The organism is Psychrobacter sp. 16-MNA-CIBAN-0192, assembly GCF_040309565.1.
GTDB lineage: Bacteria > Pseudomonadota > Gammaproteobacteria > Pseudomonadales > Moraxellaceae > Psychrobacter.
In genome coordinates this window covers 34787-61709 of sequence record NZ_JBEOOX010000008.1, presented here as the reverse complement: position 1 = coordinate 61709, position 26923 = coordinate 34787, and the positions used below count along the sequence as shown (strand labels likewise).

The 26923-nt window shown below is 43.0% G+C and carries 22 protein-coding genes and 2 tRNA genes; 8 read left to right on the top strand and 16 right to left on the bottom strand.

Features of this window, described 5'->3' with window-relative positions; genetic code table 11:
• Positions 1-18: 18 nt before the first annotated feature.
• The 9 genes from AAEY78_RS08180 to hisF all read right to left on the bottom strand — a co-directional run bounded on the left by AAEY78_RS08180 (position 19) and on the right by hisF (position 10931).
• Entirely contained in the window at positions 19-2118 is a 2100-nt protein-coding gene (locus tag AAEY78_RS08180; RefSeq protein WP_352338855.1) for a TnsB C-terminal domain-containing protein, read from the bottom strand.
• Positions 2102-2917 carry a TnsA endonuclease N-terminal domain-containing protein gene (locus tag AAEY78_RS08175; RefSeq protein WP_352338853.1) on the bottom strand — a complete coding sequence of 272 codons (816 nt, stop codon included), beginning with the start codon at positions 2915-2917 and terminating at the stop codon, positions 2102-2104. The genes AAEY78_RS08180 and AAEY78_RS08175 overlap by 17 nt, the downstream gene beginning before the upstream one ends.
• Positions 2918-3045: 128 nt before the next feature.
• Positions 3046-4890: a glutamine--fructose-6-phosphate transaminase (isomerizing) gene (gene glmS, locus AAEY78_RS08170; RefSeq protein WP_352338851.1), complete on the bottom strand. Its 1845-nt coding sequence runs from the start codon at positions 4888-4890 to the stop codon at positions 3046-3048.
• A 234-nt stretch (positions 4891-5124) separates the two neighbouring features.
• Positions 5125-6507, bottom strand: a complete 1383-nt coding sequence (gene glmU / locus AAEY78_RS08165; protein WP_352338849.1) for a bifunctional UDP-N-acetylglucosamine diphosphorylase/glucosamine-1-phosphate N-acetyltransferase GlmU — start codon at positions 6505-6507, stop codon at positions 5125-5127.
• A 129-nt stretch (positions 6508-6636) separates the two neighbouring features.
• A complete protein-coding gene (locus AAEY78_RS08160; RefSeq protein ID WP_352338847.1) occupies positions 6637-7263 on the bottom strand; it encodes a phosphatidylglycerophosphatase A family protein in 627 nt (208 codons plus the stop codon).
• 2 nt (positions 7264-7265) lie between these two features.
• Positions 7266-8309 carry a thiamine-phosphate kinase gene (gene thiL, locus AAEY78_RS08155; RefSeq protein ID WP_352338845.1) on the bottom strand — a complete coding sequence of 348 codons (1044 nt, stop codon included), beginning with the start codon at positions 8307-8309 and terminating at the stop codon, positions 7266-7268.
• Positions 8310-8311: 2 nt separating this feature from the next.
• Positions 8312-9208 carry a transcription antitermination factor NusB gene (gene nusB, locus AAEY78_RS08150; RefSeq protein WP_352338843.1) on the bottom strand — a complete coding sequence of 299 codons (897 nt, stop codon included), beginning with the start codon at positions 9206-9208 and terminating at the stop codon, positions 8312-8314.
• Between the two features lie 286 nt (positions 9209-9494).
• Positions 9495-10016 (bottom strand): 6,7-dimethyl-8-ribityllumazine synthase, encoded by a 522-nt coding sequence (gene ribH, locus AAEY78_RS08145; RefSeq protein ID WP_352338842.1) that lies wholly within the window; start codon positions 10014-10016, stop codon positions 9495-9497.
• A 132-nt stretch (positions 10017-10148) separates the two neighbouring features.
• Entirely contained in the window at positions 10149-10931 is a 783-nt protein-coding gene (hisF, locus tag AAEY78_RS08140; RefSeq protein WP_352338840.1) for an imidazole glycerol phosphate synthase subunit HisF, read from the bottom strand.
• 233 nt (positions 10932-11164) lie between these two features.
• On the opposite strand from hisF, the gene AAEY78_RS08135 reads away from it, so the two are divergent.
• From AAEY78_RS08135 to AAEY78_RS08125, 3 genes are all read left to right on the top strand, one after another.
• A complete protein-coding gene (locus tag AAEY78_RS08135; protein ID WP_352338839.1) occupies positions 11165-12172 on the top strand; it encodes a homoserine kinase in 1008 nt (335 codons plus the stop codon).
• Positions 12173-12321: 149 nt separating this feature from the next.
• Positions 12322-12660, top strand: a complete 339-nt coding sequence (locus AAEY78_RS08130) for a putative signal transducing protein (RefSeq protein WP_352338837.1) — start codon at positions 12322-12324, stop codon at positions 12658-12660.
• Positions 12661-13587, top strand: coding sequence for a class II glutamine amidotransferase (locus AAEY78_RS08125; protein ID WP_352338836.1), 927 nt, complete (start codon positions 12661-12663; stop codon positions 13585-13587). It begins immediately after the preceding gene.
• A 13-nt stretch (positions 13588-13600) separates the two neighbouring features.
• Here AAEY78_RS08125 and AAEY78_RS08120 read toward each other — a convergent pair whose 3' ends face one another.
• Together AAEY78_RS08120 and AAEY78_RS08115 are read right to left on the bottom strand one after the other, a co-directional pair.
• Positions 13601-14143, bottom strand: coding sequence for a YchJ family protein (locus tag AAEY78_RS08120; RefSeq protein WP_352338834.1), 543 nt, complete (start codon positions 14141-14143; stop codon positions 13601-13603).
• A 71-nt stretch (positions 14144-14214) separates the two neighbouring features.
• On the bottom strand, positions 14215-14931 hold the full coding sequence (locus AAEY78_RS08115; RefSeq protein WP_352338833.1) for a metal-dependent hydrolase: 717 nt from the start codon (positions 14929-14931) through the stop codon (positions 14215-14217).
• Positions 14932-15075: 144 nt separating this feature from the next.
• Between AAEY78_RS08115 and AAEY78_RS08110 the strand changes: the two genes are divergently transcribed.
• From AAEY78_RS08110 to AAEY78_RS08095, 4 genes are all read left to right on the top strand, one after another.
• On the top strand, positions 15076-16146 hold the full coding sequence (locus AAEY78_RS08110; RefSeq protein ID WP_352338831.1) for a DUF3025 domain-containing protein: 1071 nt from the start codon (positions 15076-15078) through the stop codon (positions 16144-16146).
• A 296-nt stretch (positions 16147-16442) separates the two neighbouring features.
• Positions 16443-19250, top strand: a complete 2808-nt coding sequence (acnA, locus tag AAEY78_RS08105) for an aconitate hydratase AcnA (protein ID WP_352338829.1) — start codon at positions 16443-16445, stop codon at positions 19248-19250.
• 221 nt (positions 19251-19471) lie between these two features.
• Positions 19472-20380 carry a hypothetical protein gene (locus tag AAEY78_RS08100; protein ID WP_352338827.1) on the top strand — a complete coding sequence of 303 codons (909 nt, stop codon included), beginning with the start codon at positions 19472-19474 and terminating at the stop codon, positions 20378-20380.
• Between the two features lie 37 nt (positions 20381-20417).
• Positions 20418-21338, top strand: a complete 921-nt coding sequence (locus AAEY78_RS08095) for a DMT family transporter (RefSeq protein ID WP_352338825.1) — start codon at positions 20418-20420, stop codon at positions 21336-21338.
• A gap of 156 nt (positions 21339-21494) precedes the next feature.
• On the opposite strand, the gene AAEY78_RS08090 is transcribed toward AAEY78_RS08095, so the two are convergent.
• The 5 genes from AAEY78_RS08090 to gltX all read right to left on the bottom strand — a co-directional run bounded on the left by AAEY78_RS08090 (position 21495) and on the right by gltX (position 25383).
• Positions 21495-22535, bottom strand: coding sequence for a hypothetical protein (locus AAEY78_RS08090; protein ID WP_352338823.1), 1041 nt, complete (start codon positions 22533-22535; stop codon positions 21495-21497).
• Positions 22536-22982: 447 nt separating this feature from the next.
• A tRNA-Glu gene (locus AAEY78_RS08085) sits at positions 22983-23058 on the bottom strand.
• Between the two features lie 128 nt (positions 23059-23186).
• A tRNA-Ala gene (locus AAEY78_RS08080) sits at positions 23187-23262 on the bottom strand.
• A gap of 123 nt (positions 23263-23385) precedes the next feature.
• Complete coding sequence (locus AAEY78_RS08075) at positions 23386-23751, bottom strand: hypothetical protein (protein WP_352338821.1); 366 nt, start codon at positions 23749-23751, stop codon at positions 23386-23388.
• Positions 23752-23841: 90 nt separating this feature from the next.
• Positions 23842-25383 (bottom strand): glutamate--tRNA ligase, encoded by a 1542-nt coding sequence (gene gltX / locus AAEY78_RS08070; RefSeq protein ID WP_352338819.1) that lies wholly within the window; start codon positions 25381-25383, stop codon positions 23842-23844.
• Positions 25384-25683: 300 nt separating this feature from the next.
• Between gltX and rsmH the strand changes: the two genes are divergently transcribed.
• Entirely contained in the window at positions 25684-26721 is a 1038-nt protein-coding gene (rsmH, locus tag AAEY78_RS08065; RefSeq protein WP_352338904.1) for a 16S rRNA (cytosine(1402)-N(4))-methyltransferase RsmH, read from the top strand.
• The last annotated feature ends 202 nt before the right edge of the window (positions 26722-26923 follow it).

The following is a 26923-nucleotide window of genomic DNA, read 5'->3' as shown; positions in this document are numbered from 1 at the left end:
GCCTCCAACCTTCTATAATCAATCATCTTCAGATAAAACATCATGATAGACTGGAAACTTGAGCGCTAGCTCTTCATCACCCAGCTCTGTTTGGTTATTGTTGATTTTTGCCGCCGTAGGCAGTTGAATTAGCTGTCCTTTTTTAAATTTACTTCTTTGCCTTTCCTGACGTTCCTCATCTTTAGCCAACCTCTTGTTATCAGTAATATTAGCTAACTGAGCTGACTTAGTCTTACAGGCTGTTAGTTTGGCCTTGATAGCTTCTTGTATGATCCTCTCATTTTCTCGTTCAAGTGTTTCTAACGCTAAACTACTTTTGAGCTCTTGATTTGCCGCTACATTTTTTTGCTCTTTCTGTATTTGCCAGACTTCCCAAAAGCTACAGCCTTTAAATTCTCTTGAACGATCAGATAAATGAGCTTCCCAATACCTCAGGCTATCTTTCTCATAAAAAATATAGATTGTATTTGCATCAAGGGCATCGTAAGCAACTATTAGCGATTTGGGTCTATTCACTGCGTTTTTTCGGTGCAGCCAACCTTGTTCTCTTATTTCTGCACAAACATAGTAATTACCAAAAAGCTTAATGCCCAAATCTGACAGAGTACCTTTCCGTCTAGGTAATAATGCAATATGCAAAGACTTCTCTGACACGGAGCGTAACTTACCTGTTCGATGTTGTAGCCCCCAATTCCATAATTGAATAGGAACTGTTGGTAAGTCTGACGGCATATCACTATCTCTATCATAATGTCTTAATTGATGAGTATTGTTATGCATTAAAATCGAGTTGATTATGATTTTAGTGAAGTCTGTAATGGTTAAACTAGCATCTAAACGATAGTCTCTCCCTCCTTTCTTCTTTTCTTTTACACCTGTGACAACGCCTGGCGCAAACGGTTTAAACTTTGCTTGCATGGTTTTGAAGTAGCGTTCAACAACAGGCTTTAGATCTCCACGATAAGGTGGCGTATTTTCTATTCGAACAGAAAAACTCTTTTCGAAGGTTTCAATTTGATGGCCGAGTAGTTCTCCACGATCTGCGAGAATTGCGTCAGGTAGCCCTATACAGGGCCAGTCAACTGCAGTGATATTAATTCCGTATTGCTCACAATAATCGTGTTTATCAGTAACTGCCATTTTTAAAGCTTGTATGCTAGTGGCATATGAAGGGTTTTCAAAGCCAATATAGAAACCTGCAATCATGCGACTGAATACGTCAGCAACAAAATAAATCACTGGGCGGCCTACAATGCTCTGTCTGTCTGAGTCAGACAACAAATAAATATCTGCGATTGTAGCGTCTATCTCATAGCGTGAGCCAGGTCCAAGCACTTGAGTGTTGACAGTGGAGCTCAGCTGTCTAATATCTTTGTTATAACTTATTTTGTTATGTCTGGCTTTAAGTTTTTGAACAGAAGTGAATTCTCTATGATAAAAATACTTGAACTGCCAAATACTAGGAAATTCTTCTTCTTTAGCATGAGGGTTTAAAGATCGATATATGGTGTTAAATTGTCGATAAGCATAGAGAATCGTATATTGTTTATCATTTAGCAAATATCTATTGATAGTTATCGAGAATAACCTCTCGATTTCACTATTAATTATTGCACCAGAGCCTTCTTTATAAATTCTTGGTCTACCCAGTTTTATATTTTTTGTAGTACGTTTTTTACCTTTTGTACCCGAATTTTTATAGCTTGGTAGTAATGTATTAGGAGTTTGTCCTCTCTGCCAATAGCGTCGTAGTAAACGATATAAAGTTTGCTTGGTGCTTTTATTTGATTTAATAATTTCATTTATGGGGTTTGCTCGCTCTGCTGGAAGATAATATAGAGCATGGCCGACTATAGGTTTTATAAGCTCGTAGTTGCTATCACGTTTTAACTGAGCAGTACTACCATCTTCAGGGTTTTGCAAAATCAAATCTTGATAAGGGTCGTCAACTAAATAGCAAACGTCTTCTTCAATAAGGTTAGTCAAGTCTTTAAAAGATATTAACTCAGGTAACGCAGATTCTTTATCTATCTCAATCCATACGATCTGCTCAGACAAAAGACTTAATATTCTATATTTCTCCCCTTGATTGCTATACACATCATTGATTCGAAACATAACGAATCTCCTCAGTTATTAGGCTCCAGTCGTTAACAGTAGTGATATGAATATCACTACATTTTAATTGTCTGAAATCTATAAGAATATCAAAGGTAAAAAATCTAAGCGCTAACAGCTTTCTAATCTCGTTTAAAGAAGCTCCTAATTCACCAAAATAAGCGCTATCAATCTTTTTACATAGGTCTATGATTCTCATTGAAGGCACTTGACTGAACTGATTGACATAGAAGTCTAACTTTTTTTCAATATTGAAATTAATTTCACCATTCGACTCTGGGTATAGCCATTTAATATTATTTTGGATGACCATAGGAATATCTTTTTCAGTAATTATTTGCCAAGCTATACCTTTGGATTGCCAGTAATGACGTTCAATTTCCAGCTTTTCTATAGTTCGAATATCATCTAAGTCTTTTGAGTATTTAGCTTGTAATACGAATTGGCTATAGTTTTCATTTGAACTGACTACATAGAAATCTGATGTCATTATGTGTATATTGCCTCTAACGCTCGGATGCTTAACTTGCTTTTCTTCTGCAATTATAAGGGTATCGTCGTAATTAAGAGGAAATTGCTCTCTAATATCAAGAACTGTGGGGCTCCATTCAAGAAATAAAAATGTAGCTAGTTCTAAATCTGAGAGTAAATGATGAGTTCGTTTTGTTTTATGACCGAAAACTCTATGAGAGCGACCTGATGAAGATATGTCAGAGATTTTTATCCAAGGCTTATAATCGGCGAGCTCACCTTGACCTCTGCCTTCTTTAAGCCATTTTTCTTGTTTTTTTGAGAGCATAAAAAACCCCTGCTAATATTGATTTAAAAATAGCAGGGGTAAACGTCATAATCAATAGTATGATACTTTATTACTCAGTATGATACTTTATTACTCGCTCACACGATTAATTATCCAATACCTATCCCTTATTCAACCGTTACTGATTTGGCAAGGTTACGCGGTTGGTCAACGTCCGTACCACGCATGACGGCTACATGATAAGACAGTAACTGCACTGGTACGCTGTACACGATTGGCGCAAGCGTCTCGCAAACATCCGGCACATACACCACATGCATACGATCTTCGGCAACCATTTTGCTTGATTCACTGGCGAAGATAAACAGCTCACCGTGGCGCGCATGCACCTCTTGCATATTGGCTTTGAGCTTATCAAACATACTGTCTTTTGGCGCAAGGACAACGATAGGCATGTCTTTATCAACCAACGCTAACGGGCCGTGTTTGAGTTCGCCTGCCGCATAACCTTCCGCATGGATATAGGAGATTTCTTTTAGCTTTAACGCACCTTCTAAGGCAATCGGGAACTGCAGACCACGACCTAAAAACAAGCAACTTCTTTTATCTTCAAAACTTTCACTCATCGCCTTGATATCGGTATCAAGATTTAAGCTGGCATAAAGCTGACCGGGTAGCTTCTGTAGCTCCCCAAGTAATTCCGTCAAGCACGCGCTATCGATACGCGCTTGAATCACGCCAACTTTAAGTACCAATAACATTAAAGCGGCAAGCTGAGTGGTAAAGGCTTTGGTTGATGCCACACCAATCTCAGGACCTGCAAGCGTCGGCAAAAAGATATCCGTCTCACGTACTAGCGAGGAGGTTGGTACATTACAAAGCGCTAAACTGACCAATCCGGCTGGATTTTGTTTTTGGGTATCACGTAATGCAGATAAGGTATCTGCTGTTTCACCCGATTGCGAGATGCAAATTACCAGTGAGTTATCAACGACGACCGGATTACGATAGCGGAATTCACTTGCGACTTCAACAGAGCAGGGCAGACGGGTTAGGTTTTCAAACCAGTATTTGGCAACCATACCGGCATGATAGCTGGTGCCACAGGCAATAACTTGGATATGACGAATACCAGCCAGCTTAACATCGTGACGCTGTAAAAAATCATCGCGCAGCTTTGTGGTTTCGTTATTATCTATTGCCATCTCAAGCGTACGCGCGACGGCATCAGGCTGCTCATATATTTCTTTGAGCATATAATGTCTAAATTCGCCTTTATCGGCATTGTGCTGCTCAGCATCAATTTCATGAATTTTACGGGTTACTTCAATCCCATCAGCATAAACGGTAATGCTGTTGCGCGTTAATTTAGCAATATCACCTTCTTCTAGGTACATAAAGCGGTTGGTTACTGGTAATAATGCCAATTGGTCTGAGGCAATAAAGTTCTCGCCAATACCTACGCCAATTACTAATGGTGAGCCTAGGCGAACGGTTATTAACTCTTCTGGGCTATCCACATGGATAATGCCTAAGGCAAATGCGCCATGCAGCATCGGAATGACAGCGCGCACGGCTTCTAATAAATCAGGTGTGCTTTGATACAAATCATTGATTAAATGAGCGACCACTTCAGTATCAGTTTGTGAAGTAAATTCATAACCTTTAGCAATCAATGCTTCTTTTAACTCGGCATAGTTTTCAACAATACCGTTATGAACCACGGCAATTTTGCCAGATACATGTGGGTGCGCATTACGCTGCGCAGGCTCGCCATGCGTTGCCCAGCGCGTATGAGCAATACCGATATGACCATCAAAAAATTCTGGGTTTATTGCAACCGCATCGACCAATGCTTGAACTTTACCCACTTGGCGCTCACGATGGAGCTCGCCATCACGAATCACGGTCAGACCCGCAGAATCATAACCGCGATATTCAAGGCGCTTTAGCCCTTCAAGTAAGATATTGGCAATATTACGCTCAGCAACGGCGCCGACTATTCCACACATGGTTAATCCTTAATATAAATAAAGTTTATAAATAGCTTATAAAATGTAGGTTATCAAAAGAGGTTATATAATAAATGCGTCAGTACCGATCAAAAAAGACAGACGCATTAATAAGTCAAAGGAGCTCAGGTGACGCGGACTATAAATACCATTAAGCAGCCCCACAAAAAATTGCCGCGCTGCTTAGTATTACTGCTCAGTATTTATTAAGAACGGACGGTTCGCTATGCCTGTCTATTTTTGAGTTTTGGTCGGGCGCACATGGTTGCTTTTAGCGGTTTGTCTGGCGCGTCCAAAAGCGAGAGAGTGCGCATCAACATCTTTGGTGATGACTGAGCCTGCCGCAACCGTTGCCGTATCGCCAATGGTTACCGGCGCAACTAAACTGGAGTTTGAGCCAATAAAAGCATTATCTTTAACGATGGTTTGTGCTTTATTAACCCCATCATAATTACAAGTAATCGTTCCTGCACCAACATTGACGTCAGCACCAATAGTGGCATCACCGATATAGCTCAGATGATTAACCTTACTACCATGCCCAATCGTTGACTTTTTAATCTCAACAAAATTACCTACTTTAATATTATCAGCAAGTACGGTATCCGGGCGTAAATGAGCAAATGGTCCGATATCAACGCCTGCGCCAACCGTCGAGCTATCAATCACGCAATACGGTTTGATATAACAGGCATTGCCAATATGAGAATTTTTAATCACACAACCGGCTTCGATATACACGTTATCGCCAAGAGTACAGTCACCCTCGAACACGACATTAACATCAATAAAGACATCTTGACCCGCGCTTAAGCTGCCGCGAATATCGACGCGCGTCGGATCAGCAAATTGTACGCCCGCTACCTGCAAGTCTGCGACCAGTTTTGTCTGCCATGAACGCTCTAGGCTTGCCAGCTGCTGACGGTTATTAACACCCTCAATCTCAAAGGCATGCTCAGGCTCGATAGCCGCAATAGTAATGCCGTCAGCCACTGCCATTTTGACAATATCAGTCAAATAATATTCTTGCTGGGCATTATCATTAGATAATGTAGGCAAGTATTTATGCAATAACGCATTATCAACGCAATAGATACCGCTATTAATTTCGGTAATTTGTTGCTCAGCACTGCTGGCATCTTTTTGCTCAACAATGGCTTCAATTTCACCATTGGCATTGCGTTTAATACGACCTAAACCGAACGGGTTGCTAACCGTTAAGGTCAGCATTGACATACCTTCGGTATTAGCACTTTGTAACGCGGCTAGTGTCTGACTATTGACCAATGGAACATCGCCGTACAAGATCAAACTTTGACCTTGCTTTGGTAATTGCGCCAGCGCAACTTTTACCGCATGACCCGTACCCAACTGTTCAGTCTGGGCGACCCAAGTGATGGGCAGATGTGCATACTGTTGCCCTATCGTTGCTTGCACTTGATCGCCGCCAAAACCATAAACGACAATGGTATCGTCGACCGTTAATTGCTGACAAGTATCTAGAACATGACCTAAAAGCGGTTTACCTGCCAAAGTCTGTAGCACCTTTGGTTTAGCAGATTGCATACGGGTGCCTTTACCAGCAGCAAGAATAATTACGGATAATGATGAGGTCATAACAGCTCTATAATTAGGGAAATATAATTATTAACAGCTTTAAATCTGAAAAGTCGACTCACTGTTAATTCGTAATAGTAATATAATATGGTTTGGTAATTATAACGCAAATGTTGACAAAAAGCAGAATCAATCGTTGAGTGACAATGGAATAATAATTGGCTCGCCAACTGTAAAATAACTTATCACGGCATACATCATAATTATCCACACTGCCGCTGCCATCATACCGGCGATGATATCATCAAGCATAATACCCAAACCGCCTGCGACTTTTTTATCTGCCCAGCCAATCGGTGGCGGCTTGATAATGTCAAAAAAGCGAAATAGAATAAAAGCGAGAGCAATGGCGAATATAGATAATGGCTGGGAGATGTATTGCCAAAAATCAATTGCCCCAATGCTCATATAAGATAACGGCAATAGGGTAATCCACATGCCCGCCCATTCATCCCACACAATATGCGGATTGTCATGACCGCCCATCAGGGCTGAGGTACGCTCACATATCCAAATACCAATCATACAAGATAAAATCGTTAGGATTAAAAAAGGGATAAAGCCTAGACTCATCAGTGGTATGCCGACAATCAACCCACCAACCGTGCCCCATGTGCCCGGAGCCCGGCGCGGTAAACCACTACCCAAACCAATACCCAGCCAATAAACTAAACGGTCAATGGCGTTGGCTTGCGCTGGTAATGGCGGGCAATCATTGGCTTTACGGATATCGGGCTTGATCAAATTATCAGTCATAATTAGCCTGTAAAATGTTGATAACCCGTGAGTGTGGGTAAGGTGGTGAACGGGGCAGGGTTTTGCGCGGTTACGGCATGATTTTGATAAAATAAAATAGGATGTGAAGTCATCATATCGTCAGTCCCGTTATTAGTCCCACTTCCACAAGCAATCACTTCGCCAATACAAGTAACTTGGGTATAAACAGACGGCAGCTCAATATGAGCTGGCAAGGTAAATGCCAATTCATAATCATCGCCGCCAGTTAGCTGACACAATAAACGCTCAGGTAAATCAACGCGAGATAACGGTTTGCTGGTTGGCAAGTGCTCAAGGTTGAGACGCATACTGACGCCACTTTGCTGGCAGATATGCCCCAAATCTTGGTACAGACCATCTGAGATATCAATCATCGCTGTTGCGCCACTATTTGCTAATGCTGCGCCCAACTGAATACGAGGTGTTGGCATATGTAACCGATGTGCCAGCTCAGTACCAATCGCATTATCCAGATGCTGCAACGCATAAGCGGCATCGCCAATTGTGCCCGACACATAAACTTTATCGCCGATTTGCGCACCTGAACGGTATACCGCGGGCGTGTTTGCAGCTAATAAGCCTTGCGCACTGACACTCAGTATTAACGACTCATTGCGCGTGGTATCACCGCCGATAAGGGTCACGCCAAATAATTGGCAGGCATGAAATAAACCCTTGGCAAATTCGGTGAGCCACTGCTCATTAGCGAGGCGCTCAGGCAATGCCAATGCCAGTAAAATACTATGCGGCACCGCGCCCATTGCTGCCAAATCTGAGACATTAACTGCGACCGCTTTATAACCAATGGCAAATGCCAGTTTATTAATTTCAACCCAATCAGCACTAAAATGCCGACCTTGCACCAAGGTATCAATACAGCTGACCAAGCGTGCGCCTAATGGTAGCGCCATCACCGCCGCATCATCGCCAATACCTTTTTCAATACTGTGCTGATGACCATTGGCGAGGGCGCTATCGACTTGCAGCTTTAAGAATATGTGCTCAATCAGCTCAAATTCAGTCATGGCTAGTCGTTGCTTTGTTGAACATTGTTTTCTTGAATGCTATTTTCTTGAGCATCGCTATCTTGATTACTCGTACCTTTCGCTGCCGCTACCAATTCTTTTATATTGGCATTAGCTTTATTCGGACGATCACGTTTTATCGCCGCATTATTGGCACTAATACGTGGTTTAGTCGATGCCGTTAGCTCGTTATCAAGAGCGTCATTAGCTGTACTATCAGAGATATTGACAGACGTAGTTACTTTAGCAGCGGCAGACTTTGTTGCCGATTTTTGCGAAGTACGTAGGTTAGCTTTGGTATCTGCTTCGACTTCAACCGCACGTAGCTCAATTGCCATTCTATCAAGTACCGCATTAATCAGTTTGTGCGCATCGGTTGCACCAAAGTGATTATTCAACTTCATTGCTTCATCAAGAACGACTTTATAAGGAATCTCTAGACGGTTTTGTAGCTCATACGCGCCAATTAGCAAAATAGCATGCTCAACGGTATCTAACTTATCAACCTCACGATCCAAATGCTGGGCAATCAGCATATCTAGCGCTTCAACTTGCTCTGGAATATCACGCATCATTTCATGATAATAGCCAATATGTACCGTATGCATGGCGTTAGAGGCGCGCGTACGAGCAGCAATATCATTGGGCGCATTATCTTTCCAGCCAAGCTTACCAGTCGTATCAAAACGGCGGTCAGTGACCAACCATTCGTACAAACCTTGCATGGCAAAGCGGCGTGCTTTACGGACAGCGGTGTGACTGGTCTTATAAGAAGACTCACTCATATCGAAGATTTGTTCACCCGCACTGCTGCTTGCAATACCAACAGCATTGGTAGTATCAGAGGTGGTTTGTGCGGTTTTCGCCGCGCTAATGGCGCGCTTGAGTTGGTCAGTCATAGGGGGTCAATACCTGAGTGTCGAAATAATGTTTTTAAATAGTGTTTTAACAAAAGCTGTTAAGGGTAATGCCAGTAATTGCACTATAGATAAAAGCAAAAGAGCATATGAAAATTAAACGGTTAATAAATCCTACTAACCGTTTAGCTCCTAGCTATCTAATAATGCGTAAGCGCTGCCAACATTCGTGACAACGCTTATCTAAAGTTTAAAAGAGTTTGTTTATATAAACAAAGCTTATTCAAATCATATTAACTTAAATAAAATGGCACTAATCAAAATTTAATTAAGCAATATCACTGCTGTCATCGATATCTAATTGCGACAATACCGCAATCATTTCTAGCACAACCATCGCCGCTTCCGAGCCTTTATTACCGGCTTTAGTACCTGCGCGTTCAATCGCTTGTTCAATACTATCGGTAGTTAATACGCCATTCGCTACAGGAATGTTATAGTCAGTCGCGACATTGCTTAAACCTTTAGCAGACTCGCTTGCTACAAAATCAAAGTGCGGTGTGCTGCCACGGATAATCGCGCCTAGCGCCACAATTGCATCAAAACGGTCTGACTCAGCCGCGCGCTGGGCGACTAATGGCAACTCAAAGGCACCCGGTACACGAATAACGGTGATGTTGCTGCCCAATACGCCATGACGAAGTAGCGCATCGATGGCGCCATCAACCAAGGACTCAACGACAAAACCATTAAAACGCGCGACTACGATACCAATACGGGCATCGGCATTTTGATGAAGATTGCCATCGATATGGGTGACGGCACTGCGCTGCTGTTGTAAATTTGACATAAAGATACCTTTGATTCTAAGTAAACATTATCGATTAGAGTAAATAGTTATTTTTTGAATATTATAATAGATAACTGAGTGAAAATAAGTGCTTAGCGCTATGATAACATTTTTTCTAATGCTGTTTTTGTTTTACAAGCGCATCTGAATGCCTTGTGCTGCCATATAGTGTTTGGCTTCCATAATCGTGTGCTCGCCAAAGTGAAAAATACTGGCAGCCAGTACCGCATCCGCGCCACCTTGTAACACACCATCCGCTAAATGTTGCAAATTGCCGACGCCACCTGAGGCAATCACTGGTACATTCACTTGACTGGTAATTTGCTTCATTAGTGGCAAATCATAGCCTTTTTTGGTGCCGTCACCATCCATTGACGTGACCAGTAATTCACCTGCGCCAAGCGCTGCCATTTTGATTGCCCATTCGACCGCATCAATTCCAGTCGGCTTGCGACCGCCATGAGTAAAAATCTCCCAGCGCGGCATAATAATGCCATTCACAGTAATGTCAGCAACGCGCTTGGCATCAATAGCGACAACGATACATTGATTGCCAAATTTTTGCGCGGCTTCACCAACGAATTCTGGGGTAAAAACGGCTGCTGAATTAATCGCCACTTTATCCGCGCCAGCATTAAGCAAGTTACGGATATCATCGATTTTACGGACACCGCCGCCCACTGTTAACGGCACAAATACCGTTTCTGCCATGCGCTCAACCGTATGATAGGTGGTGTCGCGTGCGTCACTGGTTGCGGTAATGTCCAAAAAAGTAATCTCGTCAGCGCCTTGCTCGTTGTAGCGCCTTGCCACTTCGACCGGATCGCCAGCATCTTTAATATCGACAAATTGCACGCCTTTCACCACACGACCGTTATCGACATCCAAACAAGGGATGATACGCTTTGCTAACATAGGGGTTTTCACCTTATAATCAATTCATTCCATAGGCGCAAGTGTAGCAAAATCACCACCATATCAGGCAGCTTTTCGCCAAATTAACGCGCTTTTAGTCAAAGTTCTGGCATTCGCGCTGTATTTGTCGCCATTACCGTCACTATTACCGTTGAAACTTGTTCTGATTACTGTCTATATTTATTCTTATTTACCTTTCCATTTACCTTTTTAATTGTCATAAGTGAGATGTCATGTCTGTTTATACCCAGTTAACCGATGCCCAATTTGCCACCTTTTGCCAACGTTTTGGCGTCTCTTTTGCTCGTGCCACTCCGATTACCCAAGGTATCAAAAATTCTAACTGGTTTATTCAGACGACTGACGATAATGAGGGTGAGCACTCTTATGTGTTCACCTTATTTGAAGAGCGTCCGCCAAGTGATATCGAAAAAATGGCGGTCATTCTTAATCAATTGGTGGGCAAATTACCTGTAGCCGCACCAATGGCATTGGTTGACAGTAACAGTAGCGCTGAAAAAAGCTATGTGATTCATTATGACGATAAAGCCATTACCCTAGTGCCATGTTTGAGTGGCACGCATCCCAAGCAAACCACCGAAACCATGTGTGCGGATATGGGCGCGGCATTAGCCGTACTCCATGAAACCTTGCAAGCATTGCAGCCAAGCGAAGATTATGGCGTGGCGCTGTATCCGTGGAACGAGGTGCGTGACCGCGAAATTCAGTTTATGCCCAGCGATGTAGCCAAGCTCATGCGTGATATTTGGCAATCTTATAGCGATTTGCCGCTTGATACCTTGCCAAAAGGCTTATGTCATCTTGATATGTTCGCTGACAATACGCTATGGAATCTAGAACAAGGCAATGAACAGCTGACCGGATTGCTCGATTTTACCGAAGTCAGTGTCGAGCATTATGTAATGGATATTGCTATTACTATTAATGACTTTTGTACCACGTGGGGCGATGCTGAGCAGGGCGAATCGGTTGATTTTGACCGACGTAAAATGGCAGCATTTTTACAAGGTTATGAATCTAAACGCGCTTTGGGTAACGATGAAAAACAAGCATTACCAATTATGCTTGCAAAAGCGGCAGTGATATTTTGGTTATTGCGTCTCAACGTCATTCATTACAACCGTACCGAAGGGCGCACGGGTGATAATATTATGGTTAAGAATCCTGACCTTATGAAACGTCTGGCTGCTTATCATTGGTCACATGTTGAAAAAGCGTAATATTTATCCAATAAGCTAAACCTTTTTAATAAAACCAGCTTAATAAAATCAGCTCAATGGGTCATCAAATAACAGCAGCAAATGACAACAGTAATGTGGCATATTGTCGTTGCAGATGGCGAGCACTCTATCTCTAAAAGGAATTTACCATGACCGATCAAATCGATAATTGGCATAAGCTGGCGCGTTATGATACCAATATGCAAGGCGAGCTACACGCCAACCTGCTACGCAATAATGATATCAAAGTATCCGTGCAAACATTAAGTAGCCTGCCGGGTATGAATTCAGGCGCTGTATTATGGGTGCAAGATACCGATTTGGCACAAGCCCAGCGTATTTTGGCAAGCATTGATACTAATCTTAATGATGCTGACCTCATCGACAATAATACGATAGTCCTCGATGGCACAGTAAACCGTTCAACGAATGGCGTTTTAACGAATGACGACAATGGTAATACTATTAATAAAGGCGGTAATGCGTAAATGTGTCAACTTTTAGGAATGAACTGTAATACTCCAACCGATATTGGCTTTAGCTTTGCCGGATTTCGTCGTCGCGGCGGCATGACCGACAGCCACGAAGATGGCTTTGGCATTGCGTTTTTTGAGCGCAGCCATTGCCCATCTAGTAATGGCGATGGGGGCAATGAAGATGTTCAAAATGCCTCAACTGGTTTGCGTTTATTCCATGACAACCGCCCCAGCCATTTATCCCCCGTTGCCGATTTGGTCAATAACTATCCTATTAAAGCCATGAATGTCATCGCTCATATCCGTAAAGCAACGCAGGGTCAAAACTGTCTGGCGAACACCCATCCCTTTACCCGCGAAGTGTGGGGCGAGCAGTGGGTATTTGCGCATAATGGACAGATGAACAAAGGCTTTATCGAGCGCTGTCAGCGTTTGCAAGATAATGGCAATGCATCGCACTGTCAGCCTGTTGGCTCAACCGATTCTGAAATGGCGTTTTGTTATCTTATTAATCGCTTAAAAAGCAGCTTTAAAACTCGCCCTGATGACCAAACGTTATTTAATTTTTTAACCACGCAATGTCGATATTTGGCGGCAAATGGCTTGTTTAATTGCTTGATATCTAATGGCACATGGCAATTGGCATACGCCGGCAGCTTATTGTTTTATCTCACCCGCCAAGCGCCGTTTGGTGAAGCAAAACTGGCGGATGATGATTTAGCCATTAACTTTAGCGATGTGACTACGGATAACGATAAAGTGACCATCATCGTCACTGTGCCGCTCACTGAAAATGAAAAATGGCAGCAGCTTGCAGTCAATGAATGCCTGATTTTTCAAGATGGCGAAGTCCTTTATAAAGACAGCCCAAGCCAACGGAAGTTTTTGAGTATTGAGGAAGGCATTGCCATTGCACGAGCGGTTGGGGCGAGTGTTTAGAGTTAAATGACCTTTATAGAAGCTGCCCACAACAACGCTTAAACCTTTCTCCAGACCCACAGATACACGGCTGCTTTTGGCTCACGGTCATGGCAACTGTAGGGTCAAGGAAGTACCAGCGTTCATTTGTCGGACTAGCAAATTTATCGTTTGTTTTTACGAAAGTAGATAGTTCATGATGCGCTTGCAACCCATTTTCAGTATTATAGAACGCTTTAAATTCAACTTGCGCGTGGCGTTTTCCCAGCTTTGACGTATGCTTTACTATTTTTAATCCCGCCCAGTCGGTCTCTTTTGCCCATGATTCTATCGACTGGTTATCAAGCAACTCTTGCTGCGCAGGCAACGTCGTCTTGATAATATAGTCCGGCTTGACCAATACGAAGGCGCTATAACGGCTACGCATCAACCGTTCTGCGCTGTCTGGCTTGATGCCATCTGTTTTATCAATATTGTCATGAAATTCCTGACAGCAGTCTTTATAAGATAACAGTGTGGTTGCCGCGCCTTTTGGATTGATTTGGCAAGGGCAGGTTAGTTGCGTTTTTTTAGTCATAAGTAAGACTCGTTTTTTAAAGTAAAAAATGACGATGTTAGGCGATTAATGGCGCAAACTATTTATGTAAGCTATCTATTCAAATTATCTATTAAAGCAGGCAACACGCCAACCTTAAGCTGTGCCCACGGTGCAGGATCGCGCAGCTGCTCCCAAAACGGTGCAAAAGGCGGTGCAGCGTACACCAATAATCCTAATAGTACATACAACAATAGATACCACTGCTTATCTTTATGTTGATAAAACTTCATTGCGGTACCTGCTGAGCGCTTGAGCGTCATTCCTGATAAATTCACGCTATACATCTCATCAAGCGTCAGATGCACCATTGCCCCACCAAATAAAAATAGCCCATAAAACCAGCTAACCGCTAGCGAGTTATGCAAGCCATAATAGCTTAAATAGGTCAGCCCTAGCCCTAATATTGCCATATACGGCACCGAATGAATCACACCGCGATGCACCGTCATGCTAGTAAATAATCGGAATACCACATAGCGCATAAAACCATAACCGGCAAGCCATAAAGCAATAAGTGCAATCAAGCTCAGCTCACTGCGCCAGTGCATCACCAGCCCAAAGGCAAAGATAAACGAGGCGATATTAAAGCCAAGTTTAATTGGTGTGGAATTATCAGAATCCAAGTCGGGCAGCAAGCCGCCTATCGTGCCAAGGGCTACACACATTAAAAAACCGGCGTCGTTAATCAATCCGGCTTTATACACCGTCAAGCCAATTATGCCACTGACCGCAAATGCGCCATTTAAGTGAGTATTGAAATTTGCCATAAACCATTACCATCGTGAGCTTACTAACTGCTAAAAAAGGACTAAATAGGCGCTAAAAAAGCGCACTATGATACCATGAGCCACCGCGCTAAATTCATAGAGATTTACATCATAAAAATCACAAGACTCGTAGAGATTGTCATCATGACCGATACTGTTCGACCCACCCCATCATTAACCATGCCTAAAGCAGAACTTGATTTAAGCTTTGCTGCTATTGACTGGCAAGCGCCATGGATGGCACATATCAGCCAGTTAAGCTTTCTTAGTGAAAGGGTGCAAAAACTTAGTAAGTCATTAGAGGAAAGCAATCAGATAAAACCTTCGGATGACTATTTTTATACTGAGAATTTGGCGATGCTAAAGGTTGATGAGAAAGTTGATTCTGCATCTAGTTTCGGTGTAAGCAGCACCATTATTGCTGATTTATTAAATACAGCCATGTGCCAAAAAGCCGCCAGCACTCATCATCAATATCAGCCACAAACAAAACCAACAGCAGATAAACAAGCGCATAGCTTAAAATTTGTATCGCAAGATGATTTACTAGAAGGTATAGGTTATGAGCAATTCATCGGCACGACGGGTCAAATTCCTACCCGTGAAAATTTGCACGATTTATTTAATGGTAGTATTTGGCTCACCTTTCCTAAGACCAAAGCCTTACTGAATTATCATCATATGCTTGAAATAGCTGCGCAGAATAAAAGTGCTATTAATAGCCCCAAAAATCCTCGAGGACGCGTACGCGATACGATTACGGTATTTGATGAAAATGGTGCGATATTGGTGACGTGTGAGCCAGAGATTGGCAAAGCATTGATTGATTTTAATTGGCAGGCAAGTTTGGTTACGCCGCGTGCTGATTGGGATAATCCGCTTGCGCCACGTACTGATGCCAAGGCAGCAGTATATATCTTTGGTCACGCGTTGCTTGAGCAACTTGTTGAGCCACGTAAAACCTTGTGCGCGCATAGTGTGGTGCTAAACGTGTCGCCCGATTTCTTTGCTCAAGCCTTGCCAGAACGGATGGCGCAGATAGATACGCTGCTGGCAGAGCACATGCATCTGCTGCTATCGCAAGAAAATGTCACCCCGCGCCAACTTGCCCCTTTACCCATATTAGGCGTACCTCATTTTTGGGCAGATAATGCGAATTCTAATTTTTATGAGGACAGCCGCGTCTTTCGTAGTGGTCGTCGCACGCTTGTATAAGTATCCGAAGCTTTAAAGCGTAGGTTATTGCTTAGGTGCTAAACCTCTGTTTCGTTTACTGTTTTGCCACCATTCATTAAGCAGTTAGGGTTAACAACTGTGCGCTTATTTGCTATGGTAAAAGGGCGCTTGTATCGATTGAAATGGTTTTTTATGGCGCTTATTCGTGCGCTTATAAGTAACGTTGTACAAGGAAACCAATTTCAATAATAACGATTTTCCCTTCTCCAAGCTATTTAGCCACCTGTTATACCGATAGACCTAACCTAATCTATAGCATAAATAAGGAAGCTACCATGAGTGACATTCTTAATGTAAAAGATACCTTAACCGTCGCTGGCAAAGAATATGCCTACTATAGCCTCACTAAACTGGCCACAACTTATCCACATATTGCAGAACTGCCGTTTTGCATGAAAATCGTGTTAGAAAATCTGCTGCGTAATGAAGATGACGGACAGTCGGTCGGTAAAAACCATATCGAAGCGGTCGCCAATTGGGATTCTGGGGCAGAAGCGTCAAAAGAAATTGCTTTTATGCCAGCCCGTGTTGTGCTGCAGGATTTTACTGGGGTACCCTCTGTCGTCGATTTGGCAGCCATGCGTGATGCGGTGGTTGAGCTCGGCGGTCGTGCCGAGCAAATTAATCCCTTTATTCCGAGTGAGTTGGTCGTCGATCACTCAGTACAAGTTGATGCTTACGGTCGTGAAGACGCAATCGACTTGAACGAAAAAATTGAATTTAAGCGCAATAATGAGCGCTATGAGTTCCTACATTGGGGCAAGAATGCCTTTAAAAATTTCGTTGTGGTACCGCCAGCTACCGGCATTGTGCATCAGGTTAATTTAGAGTATTTGGCGCGTGTCGTAATGGCAGCAGAGGTAGATGGCGAGTTGACGGCTTATCCTGATACGGTATTTGGCACGGATAGTCATACGACTATGATCAATGGTATTGGCGTCCTTGGTTGGGGTGTAGGCGGTATCGAAGCGGAAGCGGCAATGCTTGGTCAGCCTTCCTCTATGCTGATTCCACAAGTGGTTGGTTTTGAGCTAAAAGGTAAACTCACTGAAGGCGTCACTGCCACCGACTTAGTATTACGCGTCGTTGAGATGCTACGCGCCCATGGCGTGGTTGGTAAGTTTGTCGAATTCTATGGTGAAGGTCTGCATAGTATGCCGCTAGCCGATCGAGCGACGATTGCCAATATGTCACCAGAATATGGTGCAACCTGTGGTATTTTCCCCATTGACCGAATGGCGATTGATTATCTACGTCTCTCTGGACGTGAAGAAAGCCAGATTGAGTTGGTTGAACAGTATGCCAAGGCGCAAGGCTTATGGCACGATGCAGATACCCCTGCTGCGACTTATTCAAGTAAGCTGGAGCTAGATTTATCATCAGTACAGCCCGCGCTTGCTGGTCCAAATTTGCCACAGCAGCGAATCAATCTGTCTGACATGCACGAAAAATTTGGTGAAACCTTGACGGCGATGACCAAAGACCGTAAAAAAGAAATCGAAGCCAAGGTTCGCTTTGATGAAGAAGGTGGTAAACAAGAACAAGCTAAAACGTTGGCAGCCAAGCCCAAGCCTTTTTGCGCTGAAGGCAGTACTTACTGTACGGTCAAAATTGAAGATGAAGAGTATAGATTGCGTGATGGCTCAGTCGTTATTGCCGCTATTACTTCTTGTACTAATACCTCAAATCCAGCAGTGATGATTGGCGCAGGTCTGGTCGCCAAAAAAGCTGCGGCGAAAGGTCTAACGGCTAAACCATGGGTCAAAACCTCCCTTGCTCCAGGTTCAAAAGTCGTCACTGATTACCTTGAAAAAGCCAAATTGATGGATGAGCTAGAGAAAATCGGCTTTTATTTAGTTGGTTACGGTTGTACGACTTGTATCGGTAACTCAGGACCACTATTAGAGGCAATCGAAGGTGCTATCGAAGAAGGTGATTTGGTTGCCGCTGCTGTACTGTCAGGTAACCGTAACTTTGAAGGTCGTATTCATTCGCATGTCAAAGCCAGCTACTTGGCGTCGCCACCGCTGGTAGTTGCTTATGCGCTGGCAGGTACGGTTGATATTGACTTGACCACGCATCCATTAGGTCAGGATCAAGACGGCAATGATGTTTATCTAAAAGATATCTGGCCAACGTCAGAAGAAATTAATGAGCTAATTGCTAATAATATCGATGCTGATATGTTCCGCAAAAACTATGGTGAAGTGTTTGATGGTAGTGCTGCATGGAACGCTATTAGCTCAGCTGATAGTCAACTGTATCCATGGAGCGAAGAGTCTACTTATATCAAAAACCCACCGTTCTTTGATGGTATGACGATGGAGCCAGAAGGTATTCCCGATATTGAAGGTGCGCGTATTCTAGGTCTATTCGGTGACTCAATCACTACCGACCATATTTCACCAGCTGGTAATATCGATGCGGACTCTCCTGCGGGCAAATACCTGCAAGAGCGCGGTGTCATGGAAGCCGATTTCAATAGCTATGGCTCACGCCGCGGTAATGACGCGGTAATGACGCGCGGTACCTTTGCCAATATCCGTATCAAAAATACTATGATGGCTGGTAAAGAGGGCGGTTATACTTATTACTTCAACGGTGATAGCGCCACGTTACAAGACGGTCAAGAAATGGCTATTTATGATGCGGCGATGAAATATAAAGAAGACAAGCGTCCGCTGGTGGTACTAGGGGGTAGTGAGTATGGCTCTGGCTCAAGTCGTGACTGGGCAGCGAAGGGTACTATTCTACTAGGTGTCAAAGCGGTATTGACCAGCTCATTTGAGCGTATTCACCGTTCAAACTTAGTCGGCATGGGTGTGTTGCCGTTAACCTTTAAAGACGGTGAGAATGCAGCGACCTATAATCTAGATGGTTCTGAGGTACTTAGTATCACTGGTTTAGATAACGGTGAGAGCAAGATGGCAAAAGTCACCGCTACACGTGCTGATGGTTCGTCTGAGAGCTTTGATGTCAACGTCATGCTACAGACGCCAAAAGAGCGCGAGTACGTGCGTCATGGTGGTGTATTGCACTATGTATTGCGTCAATTGGCTTGCGAGAATAAAAACGTAGCTTAATTATTTGTTAGATTGAGTATAAAAAAAGCCCAATCCCAGTCAAAGTAGGGGATTGGGCTTTTTATTGGCTGATATCAGGCTAGAATAAAAAATAAACGATCAAACGTTTGGAAGAAAACTCAGAAGGTAATTCAGTAAAAAAATAAACAATTATCTAGTATATGATTATTGGTTTCTATAACATGAGCAGTATGATTTTTAACATCATAAAGAGCGTCGTCGTGGCTATAAAGCAATGGTTCAGTGCACAGACACCCAAGCAGTTTTTTTATACCAGTGCCATCTATGCTATAGGGGCACCGATACTCGGTATCTTTATTGCTGAACCTTTTATGTCAGCGATGATGATGTTTTTTTTACTGTTGTCTTTATCGTTCACGTCTGCTTACTTAAAAGATGAAATACCGTGGAACTATAATAATTCGTTTTTTATTGGCATGATACCTTTCTTTGCATTGTTTATGTTTTATCTAGGCTCTCCTTTGTCTTATTCTGAGGTAATTGATAATAAAAACCAGCTTGAGCAAGTCAGCGGTATGGTTCCTTCTGAACCATCCATACGCCGCGTGGGAAAAAATCGTTCTTCAGCCTTATTTATTGACGGTATTAGGCTACATTGCCGTTATAGCGACATTAACGACTGTCCCAAAATATATGCGTACGCCAATCAAAACGCCACCGTCCTCTATCAAGCCGATACGTCGATTGGTAGTGTTGCCTATGATATTCGCGTCGGCAATCAGGTGATTTATGATTCTGAGACGCAACATGGCACTTTTAAGGCAGCACAAAACAAGGAACGGCGACAATGGTTTTTTATGTTTGTATTGTTTATTTTACCCGCCTATTGGTTTTATAAGCATAGCAAGCGTCTTACAGAGATCATGCCAAAAATGTCGCGGGCGAAAATAGCTGAGATAAGAAGGCAGCAACAGGAGGTGGCAGACGAGGACGGCTGTGCGATGGCGATTGGTATTTTTATATTTTTTACTGTTGCTTTATGCACGGGATTAACAGGTTTGTTCCATCTTGCACTGCATAAATTTGCTATGGCAGCAATATGTCTGTTCTTCTGCGTTCTCAGCAGTTATGTGATTGTCGTGCTGTCAAAACCAGCGAAATCGTTATAAGCTTATTTCTCTTAATATATCTATTTATGAGTTAATAATGACCCGACGCGACCTCATTACCTTTATTACCCTTGCCTTTATGTGGTCACTCTCTTTTATTTTTTATCGTATCGGTGTGCCTGAGTTTGGCTCATTGGCATTTGCTAGTTTGCGTGTGGTGTTTGCCGGGCTAACCATGCTTATTTTTGTCGTATTTAGCGCGCATAACAGACAAGGTATTCGTGAACAGTGGAAGATACTTACATTGGTAGGTCTATTTTCAGCGGCTATTCCCTTTACGCTGTTTGCATTTTCAGCGCAGACCATTAACGCTGGCGTACTCGCAGTGATTAATGCCTCTGTGCCGATGATGAGCGGCGTTATTGCCAGTATCTTTTTCAAAGATAAACTTTCAAACAAACAAATAATAGGTTTGATTATTGGTGTTGTGGGCGTGGCTATTTTAATGAGTGAGCGTTTATTTGGCGCTGACAGTCATGAGCTTGGAGAGAGTGCAGCGTTAAGCACGAAGCTATTACCTTTAGCGTATGCCTTGTTGGCGTGCGTCGGTTATGCACTTGGCGCCAATATTACCAAAAACTATTTAGAAAATATCTCACCGATTGCCATTACCGCAGGCTCGCTAATGATTGCCAGCATTGTGATGTTACCGATTGCTATTTATGAATTCCCTTATGGTAGAACTATCAGTACAACAGCATGGTTTTCCGTAATTTGCGTTGGAGTATTTTCGACGGCCATTGCTCTTATTTTTATGAATCAGTTGATTAAAAATATAGGCGCGGTTCGGGCAACCAGTATCACCCTTGTTATTCCTATTTTTGCCATTCTATTTGGCTATTTGCTGCTGGGAGAAGCGTTAGATAGTGGTGCTATTATTGGTTCAGTAGTGATATTAATGGGCACTTATTTATCGCTAAACTTATCTTTAAATGTATCTATGAAAAATTTAAAATAGCTAAAGTTGGATGGCATTTGCGTTAATAACTTGCTGCGAGAAATAAATAAGTAAATGACTACCTAATGTTATCAATCTCCCATGAAAAAAGCCCAATTGCTAAGATTGGGCTTTTTATTAATGATTAGTTTGTGATTATTAAGGGCTCTGTAGCACTTATTTAATGTTATCGCCCCAAGTAACAATTGGCTTAGCTAAACGATAATTGGCGGCGGCACCTTTGGCACCCGCAATAGCAGCAATAAAGGTTAATAAGGTACTGATTAACCAAAATAGACCAGTATATAACGCTGCTTTACGCGCCACATCTTCCGCTTGTTGTAATTTTTCATCAGCCGTTTGCTTCGCTTCCGCAATTGCTTTTTCAGTTTTTACTTTATATTCAGTAAATGATTTCTGTACTTCACTGCGTACTTCCATTGCTTGTGGCTCAGTCAATCCTTCTTGTTGCAAGCGGTTGATAAGTGTTGGACCTTTGATTTCATTTTCAATTGCTACCATGCGCTGTTTGGCATAGTCATCAATATGACGCCAGGTATTGATATCGGTAAAGTCCATATTGGCAACTTGACCTTTTGTTTTTTCAAACATACCTTTAATCACTTCACTGGTTGCAGCGATTTGTTGTTGATTTAAGTTTTGCGTGTTTTTAGCAACCATTGCTTGCAAATCTTCTTCGCTAATATCACCTGTCACGCGCTGATACATTTCCTGAGCTTTATTTTGTACGCCATCATTTTGTGCAGCAGATCCAGCAGCAGTAGCGCCCACAGTGGCAGTTGTTGCTGCCGTTTTAGCCACAGTACTAACCGTTGCACCCACAGCATTACCAGCTGAGGCTAAAATACCAGTGGCGCTACTGAGAGTAAAAAATGTGGTGAGTAAGACGATTAGCGCAGCAGTCAGCATGCCAGTTAAGGTCGCATCTTTTTGATCAATGTCGGTGCCATCACCAAATAATGCTTCAGGCGCAGAATATTTAATCGCGAAGTGACCGGCAACATAAGCACTGACCAATGCGGTAACTGCTGCATAAATACCAGCCGCAATGCTGGTGCCCTTTAAATCAAATGGTAATATTGAGCTTAAGACTAGAGCGAGGGCAATCATCGCCATGACAACCAGCAGTCCCATTATCAGACCGGCTAGCACGCCACGCCATGAGGGACGCCGTTGGGGAGCATAAGTATGTAACATAGTCGTTCCTTATAAGGTATTGTTTTAATAATTATTTTTTAGCGTTATATCTACCGTGATTAAATACTTATAAATAAAGTATATAAATCTACTTATTAATATAACGATTACAATAGAAGTATAAGTAACAAGGAAAGTGTTTAGTAACCTATTTACGTAGAAAAAAACTAGCATTGTGTATAAAGGCGTAACACTATGTCAAAAAAAGGCGCGGATGTAATTTTGCGTAAGTTTTACAGTCAATTTTGCCATGTATAGGCAGTTGGTAAAGTGTCTATTAGCACCACTTCTCTTAAGTAAGCACCATGAGAAATGAGTACTTAAAACAAATACCAAAAAGCAAACAACAAAAAGCCCAACCATATAAATATGATTGGGCTTTTTGTTGTTGTATTAAATAGTCTCATCTAATGCAAAGCAAAAGTGCTATTCAATGACGCCATATAGTGGCGTCCCCACGGGGGTTCGAACCCCGGTTACCGCCGTGAAAGGGCAGTGTCCTAGGCCACTAGACGATGGGGACGCATAGGGTTGTTATAAAACATCTATAACGATTACAACATCAGATTGCTTAAAAAGCGGTGCCTAGACTGATGCTCTACAATTAGCAAGTATTTTATCATAAACAGTAGAGACTTATCATAAATAGTATGGTGGAGCTAAACGGAGTCGAACCGTTGACCCCTTGCATGCCATGCAAGTGCTCTACCAACTGAGCTATAGCCCCTCGCTAAGAGTGAGCACATTTTAGGGAAGTAAGGGGGGGTTGTCAACAGCTATTTTAAATAAATCGCAATAAATATCTTAAAAACTGAATTTAATACGATTTTATCTGAGTTATCCGTATAAATTATCGTGGATTTTGCTGACTAGCAATTTCTTTAAGGGCTTTATCGGTTGTAAATTCTGCTTGTGTGCCATCAGCAAACAGAACGGCACAACATTCAGTCGGAACATATCTGCCACTATTTTGGATGACTGCCATGACGCCTTTAACACCAATAATGTCCGTATCTTTTAATCGAGCTACTTGATGGTTGGTATAACTACAGTAAGTGGTATATATCCACTTTAAATCTTCAAAGTCCTGTCCAGCAGACAGTGTAAGGTCGGTATGATAAAGCTCTTCGACGACTTTACGATAATAGTGCTGTGCTTCTTTTAACGTTGGAAATACAACGTCTTGGCTCTCTATTGTGACGGTTTTAGCTGCCATAGTTATGTCCACTTGAGATGTTTAGTAAAATATTAGTTTTAAAAAGGATGGGGCAGACTTTCACTGACCCGTCCTCTTTAAATTAAAACACTATTCAGCAGCCAAGAAATCTGGCAATTCAGCAGCTTGTTTCTCTAATTTTTTCAATTTCTTTTTACCCAAGCCGCCAAGCACTTCTACGCCATGACGTAAGCGATTGAGCGTCATATCCGCGCCAATAATTGCCATCGAATTCATCACTGGTGTCGATGAGGTGCTACCGGCAATCGCCACAAAGAACGGTGCCATAAAGTCACGCATCTTAATATCAAGGGCGGCTGACAGTCCTTTCATGGTGGCAAAGATATTTTCTTCTGACCAAGTTGGTAAGGTCTCTAGCTGCCAAATAGACAGTTGTAGCATTTCGATGATTTGCTCATCTGATAGAGACTTGTGGCTAAAGCTTTCAGCGGTGATTTTCGGTAGGTTTTGGAAGTAGAATCCGCCCCAATTAACAGCGTCAGAAAGCAACTCGATACGGGGTTGAATGGCAGCAGCAATAGCCGTTAATTTGTCGCTATTATTCGCCCAGTCGAGGATTTTGTTTTTTAATTCTTCAGGGGTTAGGGCACGTAACCATTCTGCGTTTAGCCAATTGAGTTTTTCAATATCGAAAATAGGACCGCCAAGCGAGACACGCTGAATATCAAAGCTGGCAATCATTTGCTCTAAGGTGAATTGTTCGGCATCATCTGGCATCGAGTAGCCCATACGTCCAAGATAGTTGAGCAAGGCTTCTGGTAAGACACCCGCATCACGATAATAGGTGATTGAGGTTGGATTTTTACGTTTAGACAGTTTTGATTTGTCAGGGTTACGCAGTAATGGCATATGGCATAAAACCGGCATTTCCCAACCGAAGTACTCATATAATAATTGATGTTTAGGCGCCGAATTAAGCCATTCTTCACCGCGCAATACGTGGCTAATGTCCATCAAATGGTCATCGACGACATTGGCGAGATGATAGGTTGGTAAGCCGTCGGTTTTGAGCAGGACTTGCATATCTACTTGCGCCCATGGAATCTCAACCGTACCGCGCAGCATGTCTTCAATACGGCAGACGCCTTCGGTTGGTACGCGCATACGAATGACAAAGGGCATGCCATCGGCAACCATTTTATCGGATTCTTCACGGGATAAATTGGCATAGCGCCCGTCATAGCGCGGGGTTTCGCCGTTTGCCATTTGGGCTGCGCGCATGGCGTCAAGCTCTTCTGAAGTACAAAAACAGCGGAAGGCATGACCGCTATCGAGCAATTGCTGGGCATGTTGCTTGTAGATATCCGCGCGCTCACTTTGGCGATAAGGCGCATGTGGACCACCAACGTCAGGACCTTCTGCCCAGTCGAGACCAACCCAGCGTAAGGCATCCAAAATCATTTTTTCAGATTGCTCGGTTGAGCGCACTTGGTCAGTATCTTCAATACGCAAAATAAACTCGCCGCCGTGGGCTTTGGCAAATGCTAAGTTAAACAGAGCAATATAAGCGGTGCCGACATGGGGAAAGCCAGTTGGAGAAGGGGCAATGCGGGTGCGGACAGGGCGACTGTTAGACGTTTGGGCAGGCGCAATAGAGGTGGCTTGGGTCATAGAAATCTCAAAATATTAGGGTCTTGGAGCGAATAGACGTTAAAAAAGAAGGTAAAATGGCGTAAAATGTAGCGCTATTATAACAGGGATGACGACTATTTTTGTCGAAAACCCCAGTTGGCGCTTGACTACAGATATATCCTTGCGATAATAACGCATGACAAGTCATAACTTGTTTATTTTCATCTGATTTTTCACTATTACTGACCACATTGGTCGTCATTTATTGAGTTATTTGTGTCCTCATCTGATTGTAAAGATTTGCCTTTATCCGCTGACGCCTCATTAGCGTGCCTTGATGTGCCTCAAACTGAATCTAACCCAGCCGTAGATGCTGCACTCGACTTTAGCCATGATGCAGTATTGCTAGAGGAAACCGTGGCAGCGGTGCTTGGTATCAAGTCGCTACCTAAGCGTAAAGAGAGTAGCAAAGAAAGTAATGAAAATGATCAGCCAAAAGCCAGTGGCATCTATGTAGATGCAACCTTTGGGCGCGGTGGGCATAGTCGTTTATTACTCTCTCAGCTTGCGGATGACGCGAAGCTTATTGTCTTTGATAAAGACCCGACCGCGATTAGCGTCGCGCGCGAATTGGCAGCGACAGACCACCGAGTAACCGTGGTTCATGAAAGTTTTGCCACCCTAACTGACAGCTTGGCGGCAATGGGTATCTCCCAAGTCGATGGCTTGATGGCAGATTTGGGCGTATCGTCACCACAAATCGATGATGGCAGTCGCGGCTTTAGCTTTATGCGTGATGGCGCGATTGATATGCGTATGGATACCAGTCGCGGCGAGTCGGTTGCCCAGTGGCTGAGCTATGTTGATGAAGAGACGCTTGCCAATGTGCTGTATGACTTTGGCGAAGAGCGTCACAGTCGCCGTATTGCGCGTGCCATTAAAGCGATGGACAGTTTTAATTCTACTTTAGCCTTGGCTGAAGTGATTAAAGTGGCGCATCCAAAATGGCAAAAAGGCAAACATCCAGCAACCCAAAGCTTTCAGGCGATGCGTATCTTTATTAACAATGAGTTGGGTGATGTCGATAGCTTTCTAGAACAAAGTATCCCTATTATTAAAGCCGGTGGTCAACTGGCGGTAATTAGTTTTCATTCATTAGAAGACCGTCGTATTAAGCAGTTTTTGCAACGCCACAGTAAAGGGCAATATCCGGAAGATGAAAATCTGCCGATGGCCCCCAATCGCCCGCGTTATTTTGGCAAGCCCAAGCGTATCGCGCCAAGTGCTACTGAAGTCAAACATAATCCAAGAGCTAGAAGTGCGTGGTTACGGGCAGCAGTGCGTACGGATACCGCGTATCAAGAAGATACTAAGTAAATATAAACTTTTAACTGGCTATGTTATTTTAAAATAGCTACGCGTCTGTTAAAAAGCCGTAAATATTAGCTGCTACGCTAACAGGTTGCTTTTTATAGGACGTTTTGCATTTAATGGTTGTTATCTTGCGTGGTTCATTATCTTGCGTACAAGCTTGTTTTGCATAAGTGGATATTAGTAGGCAGGTTTTAGTGGGTGCTAG

Bases quoted from the DNA above. Each gene is read 5' to 3' on its own strand.
- AAEY78_RS08095 (WP_352338825.1), top strand. From the start codon at position 20,418: ATGACCCGACGCGACCTCATTACCTTTATTACCCTTGCCTTTATGTGG.
- AAEY78_RS08180 (WP_352338855.1), bottom strand. From the start codon at position 2,118: ATGTTTCGAATCAATGATGTGTATAGCAATCAAGGGGAGAAATATAGA.
- thiL (WP_352338845.1), bottom strand. From the start codon at position 8,309: ATGACTGAATTTGAGCTGATTGAGCACATATTCTTAAAGCTGCAAGTC.
- AAEY78_RS08090 (WP_352338823.1), bottom strand. From the start codon at position 22,535: ATGTTACATACTTATGCTCCCCAACGGCGTCCCTCATGGCGTGGCGTG.
- hisF (WP_352338840.1), bottom strand. From the start codon at position 10,931: ATGTTAGCAAAGCGTATCATCCCTTGTTTGGATGTCGATAACGGTCGT.
- AAEY78_RS08160 (WP_352338847.1), bottom strand. From the start codon at position 7,263: ATGACTGATAATTTGATCAAGCCCGATATCCGTAAAGCCAATGATTGC.
- nusB (WP_352338843.1), bottom strand. From the start codon at position 9,208: ATGACTGACCAACTCAAGCGCGCCATTAGCGCGGCGAAAACCGCACAA.
- AAEY78_RS08075 (WP_352338821.1), bottom strand. From the start codon at position 23,751: ATGGCAGCTAAAACCGTCACAATAGAGAGCCAAGACGTTGTATTTCCA.
- AAEY78_RS08175 (WP_352338853.1), bottom strand. From the start codon at position 2,917: ATGCTCTCAAAAAAACAAGAAAAATGGCTTAAAGAAGGCAGAGGTCAA.
- AAEY78_RS08135 (WP_352338839.1), top strand. From the start codon at position 11,165: ATGTCTGTTTATACCCAGTTAACCGATGCCCAATTTGCCACCTTTTGC.
- ribH (WP_352338842.1), bottom strand. From the start codon at position 10,016: ATGTCAAATTTACAACAGCAGCGCAGTGCCGTCACCCATATCGATGGC.
- AAEY78_RS08120 (WP_352338834.1), bottom strand. From the start codon at position 14,143: ATGACTAAAAAAACGCAACTAACCTGCCCTTGCCAAATCAATCCAAAA.
- AAEY78_RS08130 (WP_352338837.1), top strand. From the start codon at position 12,322: ATGACCGATCAAATCGATAATTGGCATAAGCTGGCGCGTTATGATACC.
- gltX (WP_352338819.1), bottom strand. From the start codon at position 25,383: ATGACCCAAGCCACCTCTATTGCGCCTGCCCAAACGTCTAACAGTCGC.
- glmS (WP_352338851.1), bottom strand. From the start codon at position 4,890: ATGTGTGGAATAGTCGGCGCCGTTGCTGAGCGTAATATTGCCAATATC.
- glmU (WP_352338849.1), bottom strand. From the start codon at position 6,507: ATGACCTCATCATTATCCGTAATTATTCTTGCTGCTGGTAAAGGCACC.
- AAEY78_RS08115 (WP_352338833.1), bottom strand. From the start codon at position 14,931: ATGGCAAATTTCAATACTCACTTAAATGGCGCATTTGCGGTCAGTGGC.
- acnA (WP_352338829.1), top strand. From the start codon at position 16,443: ATGAGTGACATTCTTAATGTAAAAGATACCTTAACCGTCGCTGGCAAA.
- AAEY78_RS08125 (WP_352338836.1), top strand. From the start codon at position 12,661: ATGTGTCAACTTTTAGGAATGAACTGTAATACTCCAACCGATATTGGC.
- AAEY78_RS08110 (WP_352338831.1), top strand. From the start codon at position 15,076: ATGACCGATACTGTTCGACCCACCCCATCATTAACCATGCCTAAAGCA.